Below are 12,956 nucleotides of genomic sequence, written 5' to 3' on the forward strand. Positions count from 1 at the left end.
CTTGCTCATCGCAGTACCGCAGTACGAACTGAACGACCACTTTCCGGACCTGACCCAAGCGGTGGTCAAGGACGTGGAGCTGATGGACGCCGCGCTGCGCTCGTCCGGATACACCGTCGAGACCCTCGGCCTCGCCTCGGACCGTCCGGCGCTGCGGTCCCGGATCATCAGCGCCATCAGCCGGGTCTGCTGCACGGCTCCGGAGGGCGGAACCGTCCTCATCCACTTCACCGGTCACGGGCTCTCGGTGGACGGATCGGACTACCTGGTTCCCTCCGAGGCCCAGCTCAACTGGTCGACGGACCCGCCCCACGTGGACGCCGACAGCCTGATCGGCCTCGACCTCACCACCCTGCTCAAGGGCTGCCGGGCCGGCACGGTCCTGCTCACCGTCGATGCCTGCCGCGACGCGCTCCCCGACGCGGAGTCGTCCTTCGGCGGCCCCGCGACCAACTTCCCCTCCTGGCGCGACCGGGTCGCCGTCGTCTTCGGCTGCGCGGCGGGCCAGACCTGCGGCTCCGACGACCACGAGGGCAGCCACTTCACCCGGGCGCTCGCGGAGGCCCTGGCCGCGGACAGCTCACCGCGGACCGTGGGCGACGTCATCGCCCACACCGTCCGCAGGACCGCCGAGCTCGCCCGCGCCGCGCAGCACGAGCAGCGGCCCCATCCGCAGTACGCGCCGAGCGGGCCCGGCGCGATCTCCGGCGTCGAACTCTGCTCCGGGCGGACCCTCCAGGAGGAGTGGGCGGTCGCGGTGCGCGACCCCGAGCTGTGGACAGCCGTCCAGTGCACGGAGGAGCGCAGGAGCGGACTCCAGCAGGCGCTGGCACGGCTCACCGCCGAGTGCGCCGGGCTGCGGGCCGCGGCCCTCGCGAGGATCCCCGACCCGTGGGCCGACGACGGCTATCCGGTACGCGTCCTGACCACCGGGCTGCGCCCCCTGCTCGCCCCGTCGGTCACCCGGGGCGGCCCGACGCTGGACCCCTGCGAACTGGCCGCGCTCATGGCGGCCCCCTTCGTCCGCGAGGCCGTGTTCGCCATGGGGATCAAGGAGGCGGCACACACCGAACCCCTCCGGCTCGACCCGGCGTCGGGCGGGCTCGCGGACGACGCGGCCCGGATCGACCTGGAGCACACGTACGCCGCGCACCCGCTGATCTGGCGCAAGGGACGCGAACTGGCGGGCCGGGAGGCGACGGAGGAGGCCGATGCCGTCGCCGCCTGGCTGATGCACCGCCATGTACTGGGCCGTGAGGAGCTCTGGGACGTCTACGCGCCGGGCCTCCTGCGCCCGCTGGCCGCCGCGATACTCGGCACCGCCGACGAGTCCCCCCGGCTCGCGGAGCTCCTGGACGGGCTGCTGCGGGTCTGCCGCCAGACGGCCGTGCCCCCGTCGCAGCCGTACGCGGGGGAGCGTGAAGGCGCTGACGAGCCGCAGCGGTCGTCGGAGCTGGCATTCCGCTCCGGCCCCGCCGAACGGTGGCGGCCCAGGGAGCTGTCCTGGCTGATCGGCCTGGCGGGGCTGCTCGGCGGCGACCTGCGGGGCATGCCGGGGGTCATGGTGGACAACATCGGCGTCACGGACGGCCTGGTGCCCGCGCAGGCCGTGACCGCCGTCCAGGACCTGCGCTGGTCCAGGGACCGGCTCGGCACCGCCCTCGACCTGGACCTGCCCTGCCCGCACCCGGCCGTGCACTCCGCCCTGGAGACGATGACGGGCTGGGCCGACGACGCCGTCCAGCACATCAAGCAGCACCTCGCACCGGGCGAGCCCACCGGCCCGCTCGCGCACCTGCCCGAACGCGTCACCTGCCGGAAGCTGCGCCCGCAGTACGACGCCGCCGAGCGCGCCGAGGCCTACGGACTGCCGCTGATGCGTTTCAGTCTCGCCGAGGACGAGATCCGCGAACTCCTCATGGGCTCGCAGCTGTACGGGAACCGCATGCTGGCCCTGCGCGAGCTCTACCAGAACGCCCTGGACGCCTGCCGGTACCGGCAGGCACGGGTGCGGTACGGCGTGCTGAAGCAGGACATCCGCCAGGAGTGGGACGGCGAGATCGTCTTCCGGCAGGGCATCGACGAGCAGGGGCGCGCGTACGTGGAGTGCGAGGACAACGGCGTGGGCATGAGCCGGACCGCGCTGCGCAGCACCTTCTCCAGAGCCGGGCGCAGGTTCGAGCAGTCCAGGGAGTACCGGAGGGAGCAGGCCCGCTGGCGGGCGGTGGACCCCGAATTCAGGCTCTTCGCCAACAGCCGTTTCGGTATCGGGGTGTTCAGCTACTTCATGCTGGCCGACGAGATCAGCATCTGGACCCGTGTCACCGACGAGTTCGGCCGCCCCGAGTCCGGCCGCGGACTGCGGGTGGACATCGCGTCGAGCGGAAGCCTCTTCCGCATCAGGGAGAGCGACGCCTCGCAGCTCGGCGGCGGGACCAAGGTGCGGCTCCACCTCAACGACGACGAGATCGACGTGGCCGAGCAACTGGCCACGTACGTGTGGCGGTGCGACTTCGCGATGCGCGTCGAGCGGGACGAGGAGGTGGTCGAGGAGTGGGAGAAGGACGTCCTCTACTACGACCGCGACCGGACCAGCCCGGTCAGGGCCGACCGCAATGTCTGGTGGGTTCCTGGCCGGGGCTGTCTGCTCACGGACGGCATCTGGACACCCTCGGAGGAAGACGGGCCGAGTGCCGGCGAGGGGTTCCTCCGGATCGACTACGGCCGGGCCAACAAGATGTTCGGGCACGTGGTCGATCTCAGGGAGAACCGTTCCGCGGAGCTGAACGCCAGCCGGACGCGCATTCTCGCCTACGACGAGGCTTGGCTGAGGGACCACGTCCGTGCCCTGACGGAACACATGGACATCCCCGACTGGTTCAGCGTGGAGTGGCTGTGGAACTTCGCGCACAGCCGCCCCGGAAGCGTGGAGCCACTGCTGAGGAGGCTCCTCGACTCGGACGCGCGGGTGCCCAGCACGACCGGCTGGGACCGGTCCCGGGGAGTCGCCGTGCGAGAGGTCGGGTGCCTTCCGATGGACCTCGTGCTCCACACGGGCGAGAAGGCCGGCGGACTCGAACACAACTACTTCGAAGAGGTGCCGCCAGGGCTGCTGGCCTGGCGGGTGGCCGCCCTGCGCGCGGCACGCATCCCCGTCGGGCCCCAGTGGAAGGACGTGCCGGTGCCGGACTCGCTGGCCGGGTACCCGCCGCCGCTCCCGTACGAGAGCAGGGTGGCCGCGGACGAGTACGGAGAGAGCGTCGCCCTGGCGGCGGCCGTGGTGCCACGGCCCGGAGACCGGCCGGAAACCGTCGCCGGACTGCTCGGCAGGATCCGCAGGTACGCCATCGCGGGCCTTCGGGTCCTCGCGGTCGCCGACCTTGAGGCCGCTCACGCGGTCGAACTCGACGCCACGGACTGCGTGCTGCTCGGCGACGCCGGGCACTACCTCCTGGTGCCGGACGATGAGGAGGCGGGCCAGGACGGGGAGCAGGGCCCCGACCCGGTGCTGTCCGTCCTGCGCGAATTCTCGGTCCAGGCCGAGCTCTCGTGGCGGGAGGCACTGACGAGGGCCGCGCGACTCGGCTCCGCCGGGCTCCCGCTGCCACCCCTGCGAGTGGACACCGACAGGATTCCGGTGGGTCCGAGGGCGACCCGGCGCGAGCTGGTGGTGCTGGCCCTGCACCCCTCCCTCGCGGGAGACGGGAAGAAGGCGCAGCCCGAGGACCCTCCTTCACCCGAGGAGTTCGAGCGGACCGTCCGGCGATACGAGTGGCTCGGGCTGGCGCAGGACGTCGGGATGGCCGAGACCGAGAGCGTGTCCTTGCACGACACGATGTGGCAGGAGGTGGACGACGCGTTCCAGCGCACGTCCTGGGGAGGGGAGCTGGGCCTCGCCCCGTCCCCGCGCCTGTGGGCGGCGGCCGCCGCCAGGACATCGATGACGGTGGGGGAGGTCCGCGAGCGCTGTGCGGGCTATTTCGAACAGGTGGGTCTGATCATTCCCGATCTGGAGCGTATGAAGGACCGGACCTTCACCAACCTGGAGGCGGCCCTGGTCGCGGACCCGTCCGAGCCCATCGAGCGCTACCGGCCCTATGTGATGCGCCCAGGTGAGTCGCCTCACCTCGCTCCGCTCGTCGAGATCGCCGTGACCGTGCGTTCGTCGCAGGCGGACCGCGCGGACGCGGCCGAGGCGCTGAGCAGCCTGGCGGAGTCCGGGCTCGTGGACGCCCGTGCCGCTGGGCTCGTCGACCGCTGGCTCCGGATCCCGCAGGAGGACATGAAGCTCGTCATGCCCTGGTCGTGGGGGCTCGACGGGATCGACAACCCGGGGGGCCCGCCCCGGCTGGACTCCGCGTACGCCTTCCTGGCAGCCTCTTCCTGCCACCTTCCGTTGGGGACGGTCTACGCGAAACTCACCGAGTTGGCCCCCCTGCTGGGCGTCGAGTGCGCGCTGGAGCCCCTGCCCGACATCCTGTCCGACGTGATCGTCCGCGCCGCGGACGCGGCCGCCAGCTGCGAGTGGGCACCCGAGGGAGTGCGCTGGCTGCCGGAGCCCCGGGTGGTCGGCCTGGCACGGCACGGGTTCACCAGACAGGGCACGCTCGGCGAAAGCCTGGACGAGCTGAGCCGGTTCGCCCCGCTCGGCAGCCCGTGGCAGCCTCGGGAGGACGCGGCCGGCGCGGAGTGGGCGAACTGGCGCCCCACCCCGCACGACAGCGCCATGTTCGACGACGACCTGGCCGGCGACCGGCCTGTCGGGGCGATCGACCTGCTGCGGGTCGCCGCCCGCTTCGGCTGGCCCATGGACCGCGCCTGGGACCGTCTCGCGCTCTACCGGCCCTTCGGTGTCGAATTGCTCGTGGGGCGGCCGGAGTTCTCCGACATCCCGCTGTGGCAGGACCTGATCCTGCTCACCGAGGAGTACACCGGCCGCGCCCCGGCACTCCACGGCCCCGTGTCCGGAGACCGCGTCGCGGTCACCGCCCGGGAGCTCGAATGGACCACGGACCGGGTCGTGGAGCGGCTGCGGCTGTACGCCAGGGTGTTCGGCCTGGAAGTGCCGCGGACGTACCCCGCGGCCCCGGCCGCGATCCCGCCCGCCACGCCCTACCGCCCCGCACAGGAGGAGAGGAAGCCGGATGCCGCCCGCGCATGATCTGACACCGTTCCGCGAACAGGAGCTCGCGCCCGCGGGGAGCCCCGCCGTCGTACGTTCCGCCGACGGCCGCTGGTACACGGTCACGGGCCCGTGCCCGAACTGCCACGCGAGCAGCGTCTTCCGCGTGGCCTACGGACTGCTCGGCCCGCACAAGGGGCGGCGGTTCCTCGGCCGAGGCAGGACCCCGGACAAGCTCACCGGGAGCATCCTCGTCTACTGCCAGTGCGGGTTCCCGCATCCGGAACGGCCCGCCGAGTCCCCCGACACGGGCTGCGGCGCCTTCTGGGATGTGCCGGTGCCATGACAGACCTGACCAGGAAGCGGATGGCCCAGCTCGGCCAGCAGCTCGGACTGGAACAGCTCACGGCCGTCCGCAGACAGGCGGAGGGCTGGCGCAACGGGCTGACCGCGCTGACCGGGCTCATCGGAGTCGTCTTCGTCCTCAAGGGGCCGGACAGCGTGGCCGGCATGTCCGCGGCCTGGCGCTGGACGACCGCCGTGCTGCTCGTCCTGGCCTTCCTCCTGCTGTTCACCGGAGCCCTGTCCGCCGTACGCGCCGCGCACGGGCAGCTCGGGCACGGCACCTGGCTGACCGGGGACGAACTGCTCACCGCCGTCCAGGACGAGGTCGAGCGCACCCAGGACGTCCTGGCCACCGCGCGTCGCTGCTCGGTCGCCGGCCTTGTGGCGGTCGTCGCGGCCATCGCGGTGACCTGGGTCGTTCCGGCGCAGGAGGACAAGAAGCCCAAACCGGTCGGCCCCACGGTCGTCGTCTCCACGACCGCCGGCACCGTATGCGGTGAGCTGGTGCTGAGCGACCGAGCCGCGGTGACCCTCAGGAGCGCCGGACGGAAGGCGCTGCGACGGATTCCGGCGCAGGACGTCCGCTCGCTGGCGCCGACGGGGACGTGCTGACCTGCGGCTCGGCCCGGCGCCGCCGCCGAGGTGAGATCATCCCCGGATGAGCGATCCCCAGGCGCACCACGAACCGCACAGCACGGGCATGGGCGCGCGGCTGAACTGGCTGCGCGCCGCCGTGCTCGGCGCCAATGACGGTGTGGTCTCCACCGCGGGTCTCGTCGTCGGCGTCGCCGGGGCAACCGACGACCGCGGCACCCTGCTGACCGCGGGACTGGCCGGGCTGCTGGCCGGGTCCATGTCGATGGCCGCGGGCGAGTACGTCTCGGTCTCCACCCAGCGGGACTCGGAGAAGGCCGCGCTCGCCACGGAGAAGCGCGAGCTCCAGGAGACGCCGGAGGCGGAACTCGCCGAGCTCACCGGACTGCTGGAGGGCAAGGGGCTGAGCCGCGAGGTCGCCCGCGAGGCCGCTGTCCAGCTCACCGAACGCGACGCGCTGCGCGCCCACGCGGAGGTGGAGCTGGGCATCGACCCGGACGACCTCACGAACCCCTGGCACGCGGCGGGCGCCAGCTTCCTGGCGTTCACCGCGGGCGCGCTGCTGCCGCTGCTGGCCATCGTGCTGCCCCCGACCTCGCTGCGGCTGCTGGTGACCGTGGCGTCGGTGCTCGCCGCGCTCGCCCTGACGGGCTGGGGGAGCGCCCGGCTGGGCGAGGCGGCGGTTGGCCCGGCGGTGGTGCGGAACATGGGCGGGGGAGCCCTGGCGATGGCGGTGACGTACGCGGCGGGGGAGTTGCTGGGGGCGGCGGGGGTGTAGGTCCGCTAGGGCCTGTCCGGCGGATCAGGGTCGGACAGGCCCTAGCGGAGGCGGATGATCCGCTCGGGTGGGAACAGCTCGTCCCCGATGGCCGGTGTGTCGCCGCCCAGGGTGATCGTGAGGGTGTCGAGACCGGCCAGGGGGGTCAGGTCGTACGGGTCGGCCTCGGCCTTGGCGGACAGGGTGAGCTGGGTCAGCGCGGGCAGTTCCCGCAGCGGGGCCAGCCCCTGAGCCGGCCTGCAGTGGTTGAGGGAGAGCATGCTCAGGGCGGGGAGCCCGGCCACCACGGTCAGGTCCAGATCGCCCAGCGAGTCGAGGGAGAGCTGGCGGATCCGGTGCGAACCCGGCGCCCCGTGGAGTTCCCGGAGCTGGGACGCGCTGGCCTGCCAATGCTCGATGAAGGCGCGGATGTCCCTCTTCCCCATCGCCAGCAGGGAGTGCGCCTCGAATCCGGAGCCGGACAGCCAGCTCTCCGGAACGGCGGACGGCCGGGTCGTCACCACGTACCGGGATTCCGGGTACGCCGTGATGAGGTCCTTCAGCCACTTCTCGGTGCGCCGGCGCAGCCGCATCGGCACCTCGTCGACCCCGTCCACCAGCACCAGCCCGCGCCCCTCCGACAGCAGCCGGTCCGCCCAGCCCGAAGGCGCCGCGCCGTGCAGCGGAACGCCGGCCGCGCGCAGGAAGTCCTCCGGGCCCGGCAGCCGCTCGTCCGAGGTGAACGCGCGCAGCCGCAGGACGAACGGCACGCAGCGGTTCCAGTCCGCCAGCTCGCTGCCGAACGTCCGCCGGGCGGTGTTCACCGCGAGCCACTGCACCAGGGTGCTCTTGCCGGATCCGGCCGGGCCACGCAGCAGCAGACGCCTCGTCCCGGACAGCGCCTGCTCGACGGAGACCGTCACCGCGGCCGGGTGCTCCACCCCGTCCTGGCGGACGGTCTCGCTGCTCACCGACAGGCTGATGTAGGCCGTCTCCAGCGGCCACTCACCCGCCGACCGTCCCAGCGTCAGCCCGAACAGCCCCATCCGGCTGTGCGTCGTGGCCACGAACTCCGCGTACCGCCGCTCGAAGTCCAGTGCCGACGCGTCCGGGCGCGGGCCGAGCCGGTCCCGTACGTCCTCCACCAGGGCCAGGGTCCGTCCGGCCTCGCGCACCTGCTCCACCGCCGTCCGCGCGATGAACGACGGTTCCGCGGTCAGCTGCTCCACGACGTGCGCGCAGCACCGCTCCAGCAGTTCCCGGTACAGCCCGGCCGCGTGCTCGGAAAGCCCGGCCGGGGCGGCCGGGAATCCGGCGGCCAGCCGCTCGGGATCGAGGTTCACGGCGAACAGCCGGTCCGCCGTCAGTGCGCCCGCCGCCGCGAAGGCGTCCTTGACCGCCTCCACGGCCGCCAGCCGCTCGTGCTCCGGGAGGCCGGCGTACGAGGCCTCCAGCCGGCCGCCGAGCACCTTAGCCAGCCGGTCCGGCTTCGCCGGGCGGGGGAGCGGGCGCACCGGGTCCGGGACCAGTCCCGCGCCGGGCTTCGGCGCCAGCAGTGACTTGGCCACCGCGGCGAGCACCGTCGTCGCGAGCCGGACCAGCGCAACTTCCGTACCCGCCACCGCGGTTCCTCCCCCTGTCGGACCCTGGTAGAGGGATCGTACGACGGCCGCGCTGTCAGAAGTCACCAAAGATTGCTGACGCCATGTCTCGCATACTTGTTGGTAACAACGTCTGTTCGCGGGCCGACCTGCGGCTCTACGGTGCTGACATGCCGACGAACCTGCCCGATGTAGTGCTCTGGTCCATACCGGCCTTCGTCCTGCTCACCGTCCTGGAAATGGCGCTCCACCACTTCCACCCCGACGAGGAGGCCGCCGGGTACAAGGCGAAGGACGCCGCCACCAGCATCACCATGGGGCTGGGCAGCCTGGTCTTCGACCTGCTGTGGAAGGTGCCCATCGTCGCCGTCTACACGGCGGTGTACGAGCTGACGCCACTGCGCGTGCCCGTGCTGTGGTGGACCGTCCCGCTGATGCTGCTCGGGCAGGACTTCCTCTACTACTGGTCGCACCGGGGCCACCACGTCATCCGGATCCTCTGGGCCTGCCACGTGGTCCACCACTCCAGCCGGAAGTTCAACCTCTCCACCGCGCTGCGCCAGCCCTGGACCTCGCTGACCGTCTGGCCGTTCTACCTCCCGCTCATCGCCTGCGGTGTGCACCCGGCGGCGCTCGCCTTCTGTTCGTCGGCCAACCTCGTCTACCAGTTCTGGGTGCACACCGAACGTGTCGGCAAGCTGCCCAGGCCCTTCGAGTACGTGCTGAACACCCCCTCCCACCACCGGGTGCACCACGCCTCCCAGGGCGGCTACCTCGACCGGAACTTCGGCGGCATCCTGATCGTGTGGGACCGCTGGTTCGGCTCCTTCACGGCGGAGACGGAACGGCCCGTGTTCGGGCTCACCAAGAACATCGACACGTTCAACCCGCTGCGGGTCGCCACCCACGAGTACGCGGCCATCGCCCGCGACGTGCGCGCCGCGGGCAGCTGGGGCGAGCGGGCCGGACGGGTCTTCCGAGGGCCCGGCTGGCAGCCCGCCGGCCGGACGGCCGCCCCCGCGACGCCTGCCACTGCCACCCCCGTCAGCCCTGCCGCCGCTCCCGTCCGGCGCGAGCGCACCGGATGAGCGCCGCCGGGCCGCTGACGAACGCCGCACCGTTCCCGGACCGGCGGGAGCGGTTCGTCCGCCCCCTGCTCATCGCCTTCCTCGCGGTCTGCGCCACCGACCTGGTCGCGGTCCTCGCCGGCAGCGGCCTCGCGCACCTCGTCGCCAAGCCGCTGCTGATGCCGCTGCTGGCCGGGTACGCCGTCGCCCGGCGCGGGCCCCGGCCGCTGATCGCCGCACTGCTCTGCGGCTGGGTGGGCGACACGTTCCTGCTGGCCGACGCCGATGCCGCCTTCCTCATCGGGATGGGCGGCTTCGCGGCCGGACACCTCTGCTACCTCAGGCTCTTCGGGCGGGCCCGCGGCGCGCTGCTGCCCGCAGTCCTCTACGCGGTGGTCCTGGCCGCCTTCCTCGCCCTGATCTGGGGCGGGCTGCCGGGCGGTCTGCGGTTGCCGCTGGCCGGCTACAGCCTGCTGCTCACGGCCATGGCCTACCGGTCCCGCGTCCTCGGCCGGTGCGCTGCGGCCGGCGGTGCGCTCTTCCTGCTCTCCGACGCCCTGATCGCCACCGGCATCGCGGACCGGCCGCAGCTGCCCGCCCCCGACTTCTGGGTCATGCTCACCTACGTGGCGGCCCAGCTGCTGCTGACCCTGGGAGCGCTGGCCCCGGGTGCGCGAGAAACCGGCGCCGGGCCCGGGGCGTACCGTGGACGGCGTACCGGCATCTGAGATCAGCAAGGACTCCCACGCATGCGCGCCACCGTCATCCACGCCCCCCACGACATCCGCGTGCAGGAGGTTCCGGACCCGGTGATCCAGCAGCCCACCGACGTGGTGCTGAGGGTCCTGCGGGCCTGTATCTGCGGCAGCGACCTGTGGGCCTACCGAGGCGAGTCCGCCCGCAAGCCCGGCCAGCGCATCGGCCACGAGTTCCTCGGGATCGTCGAGGAGGCCGGCTCCGGCGTCAACGGCTTCGCCGTGGGCGACCTGGTCGTCGCCCCCTTCGTCTGGTCCGACGGCACCTGCGCCTACTGCGCCGAGGGCCTGACCACCTCCTGCCCGCAGGGCGGGTTCTGGGGTTCGGCCGGCTCCGACGGCGGGCAGGGCGAGGCCGTCCGCGTCCCGTTCGCCGACGGCACCCTGGTCAAGCTCCCCGCCGCCGCGGCCTCCGACGACCGCCTGCTCACCGCGTTGCTGGCGCTCTCCGACGTCCTGGGCACCGGCCACCACGCGGCGGTCGGCGCCGGTGTGAAGCCCGGCTCCACGGTCGCCGTCGTCGGTGACGGCGCCGTCGGCCTGTGCGGCGTGATGGCCGCCAAGCGGCTCGGCGCCGAGCGGATCATCGCGCTCGGCCGCCACACCGCCCGCACCGACATCGCCCGCACCTTCGGCGCCACCGACGTCGTCGCGGAGCGCGGCGAGGCCGCCGTCGCCGCCGTACGGGAACTGCTCGGCGGCGAGGGCGCCCAGGCGGTCATCGAGGCCGTCGGCACCGAGCAGTCCATGCGCACGGCCGTGGAGATCACCCGCGACGGCGGCTCGATCGGCTACGTCGGCGTACCGCACGGCAGCGGCACCGGACTGGACCTCGGCGTCATGTTCGACCGGAACATCGCCCTGCGCGGCGGGGTCGCCCCCGTGCGCGGCTACATACCGGAGCTGCTCCCCGACGTCCTGTCCGGCGCCATCGACCCGTCGCCCGTCTTCGACCTCGCCATCGGCCTCGACGACGTACCGGCCGGCTACAAGGCGATGGACGAGCGCACCGCGCTCAAGGTCCTCATCAAGCCGTGAACCGGTGAGGCCGGTGCGGGGGCCGGTGCGATCGCCGGCCCCCGCACCGGACCCGCTACCAGCGGACCGCGTCCAGCGCGTCCACCACACCGGCGCCGTAGAAGCCGTTGCGGTTCTTGCCGCCCTCGCAGACCGCGTCGACGGTGCCGTCACCGTCGATGTCGTACGGGGCGCCGCACGCCGTGGCGTCGGCCTCCGCCGTCAGCAGGGCCTTCACCGCGAACGCGGAGGCGTACGGGTGCCTCGACTTGATCAGGGCCACCACGCCCGCCACGTGCGGGGAGGCCATCGACGTACCGGCCATGTAGCCGTACTGGCCGCCCGGCAGCGTGGACAGGATCAGACCGCTCGTCGCGGGGAGCTCGGGCGGCTGGTAGGCCGTCGAGTCACCGCCCGGGGCCGCCACGTCGATGACGCCGTTCCCGTAGTTCGAGTACGAGGCCTTCAGGCCCTTCGCGCCCGTCGCCGAGACCGTCACGACACCCGGGAGCATCGTCGGGATGTCGAAGCACTTCTTCGGGTCGATGGTCCGGGTGGTGGTGTCGCCGTCGTTCGGGCTGCCCGAGTCCTCGATCGTGTCGGCCGCCAGGTCCTCGGCCGAGTTGCCCGAGGCGGCGACGTTGACCGTGCCCCTGCTCTCCGCGTACCGGGTGGCACGGGCGACCGCCTCGACCAGTGCGCCCTGGTCCGGGTCGTCCTTGCAGTTGTACATCCACGGGTCGGTGTAATAGCTGTTGTTGGTGACGTCGACACCGTGGTCCGCCGCCCACATGAAGCCGCAGACGACGGACTCGGTGTAGAAGTACCCGTCCGGGTTCGCCACCTTGATACCGGCGACCTTCACCCCCGGCGCGACGCCCGTCACCCCGATGCCGTTCTTCGCCGCGGCTATGGTGCCCGCGACATGGGTGCCGTGCGGGCTCTCACCGGCTTTCGGGCGCCAGGAGCCGGGCGTGGTGTTCGGGGCGCCGGTCACACAGTTCGCCGAGGCGGACCGGTCGAAGTTGGGCGCGAGGTCCGGATGGGTGTCATCGACACCCGTGTCGATGACCGCGACCGTGACCTTCCGGCTGCCCAGTGACTTCTGGTGCGCCTTGTCCGCCTTGATGGCGGGCAGGTCCCACTGCAGCGGCTCCATCGGGTCCTGGTCCGCCGTCGCCCGCGCCGCGGCGGTCCGCTCCTGCTCGGCGGTGAGCGGCTGCTCGACCCCGATGTCCTTGGTGGCCTGCGGGACGATCGGGTTGGTGCGGGTGGCGCCCGCCGAATCCACGCCCCTGACCCTGCGGACGGACGGCGCGAAGTCCGGGTTCTGCGAGTGGACGACGAGGACGCCGATCCGGTCGTAGGCGATCACCACCGTGCCGCCGGCCCGCTCCACCGCCTTGCGCACCTGCTTGACGGTGCCGGGACCGCCCCGCGTGTTCACCACGTACGACAGCTTCGGTCCGTCCGCGGGTACCGCTGCCGCGGTCCGGCCGTCCACCCCGGAGGCGGACGCGGAACCCGTCGGCAGGAAGCCGAGCGAGACGGTGAGGGCCAATCCGACGGGCAGCGCCAGTGCGCGCGTCCGTCCGGATCTCAGATGAGCCATGGGGTCTCCACATCATCCGTGCCGGTCGACCGGACACGGGCGTGTCCAGTCGCGTACATGACCAGTGAAGCTATCGCTGATCATCC

At 72.5% G+C, this 12,956-nt stretch carries 8 protein-coding genes and 1 pseudogene; 7 read left to right on the top strand and 2 right to left on the bottom strand.

The annotated features are described in order from the left end of the window. Nucleotide 1: 1 nt before the first annotated feature. Genes ACIP89_RS06710 through ACIP89_RS06725 form a run of 4 tightly spaced genes read left to right on the top strand, consistent with a single transcriptional unit; the run spans nucleotide 2 to nucleotide 6,839 of the window. Nucleotides 2-5,161 (top strand): caspase family protein, encoded by a 5,160-nt coding sequence (locus ACIP89_RS06710; RefSeq protein ID WP_402113392.1) that lies wholly within the window; start codon nucleotides 2-4, stop codon nucleotides 5,159-5,161. Further along, on the top strand, nucleotides 5,145-5,468 hold the full coding sequence (locus tag ACIP89_RS06715) for a hypothetical protein (protein WP_402113395.1): 324 nt from the start codon (nucleotides 5,145-5,147) through the stop codon (nucleotides 5,466-5,468). The genes ACIP89_RS06710 and ACIP89_RS06715 overlap by 17 nt, the downstream gene beginning before the upstream one ends. Continuing rightward, nucleotides 5,465-6,079, top strand: coding sequence for a hypothetical protein (locus ACIP89_RS06720; RefSeq protein ID WP_402113398.1), 615 nt, complete (start codon nucleotides 5,465-5,467; stop codon nucleotides 6,077-6,079). The genes ACIP89_RS06715 and ACIP89_RS06720 overlap by 4 nt, the downstream gene beginning before the upstream one ends. Nucleotides 6,080-6,125: 46 nt before the next feature. Next, nucleotides 6,126-6,839, top strand: coding sequence for a VIT family protein (locus ACIP89_RS06725; RefSeq protein ID WP_402113400.1), 714 nt, complete (start codon nucleotides 6,126-6,128; stop codon nucleotides 6,837-6,839). Nucleotides 6,840-7,213: 374 nt separating this feature from the next. On the opposite strand, the pseudogene ACIP89_RS06730 reads toward ACIP89_RS06725, so the two are convergent. Then, nucleotides 7,214-8,440 (bottom strand): annotated as a pseudogene (locus tag ACIP89_RS06730) (NACHT domain-containing protein); the annotation flags it as partial. Nucleotides 8,441-8,589: 149 nt separating this feature from the next. Here ACIP89_RS06730 and ACIP89_RS06735 point away from each other — a divergent pair. From ACIP89_RS06735 to ACIP89_RS06745, 3 genes are read left to right on the top strand one after another with little or no spacing between them, the layout of a single operon-like run. Continuing rightward, entirely contained in the window at nucleotides 8,590-9,507 is a 918-nt protein-coding gene (locus ACIP89_RS06735; protein ID WP_402113403.1) for a sterol desaturase family protein, read from the top strand. Further along, entirely contained in the window at nucleotides 9,504-10,214 is a 711-nt protein-coding gene (locus ACIP89_RS06740) for a lysoplasmalogenase (protein WP_401925905.1), read from the top strand. The genes ACIP89_RS06735 and ACIP89_RS06740 overlap by 4 nt, the downstream gene beginning before the upstream one ends. A gap of 21 nt (nucleotides 10,215-10,235) precedes the next feature. After that, nucleotides 10,236-11,279, top strand: coding sequence for a zinc-dependent alcohol dehydrogenase family protein (locus ACIP89_RS06745; RefSeq protein ID WP_401923575.1), 1,044 nt, complete (start codon nucleotides 10,236-10,238; stop codon nucleotides 11,277-11,279). Nucleotides 11,280-11,334: 55 nt separating this feature from the next. On the opposite strand, the gene ACIP89_RS06750 is transcribed toward ACIP89_RS06745, so the two are convergent. Beyond that, nucleotides 11,335-12,870, bottom strand: coding sequence for a S8 family peptidase (locus ACIP89_RS06750; protein WP_402113406.1), 1,536 nt, complete (start codon nucleotides 12,868-12,870; stop codon nucleotides 11,335-11,337). Between the last annotated feature and the right edge of the window lie 86 nt (nucleotides 12,871-12,956).

This window comes from Streptomyces sp. NPDC088730, from assembly GCF_044751215.1.
In the GTDB taxonomy this organism is placed as follows: Bacteria; Actinomycetota; Actinomycetes; order Streptomycetales; family Streptomycetaceae; genus Streptomyces.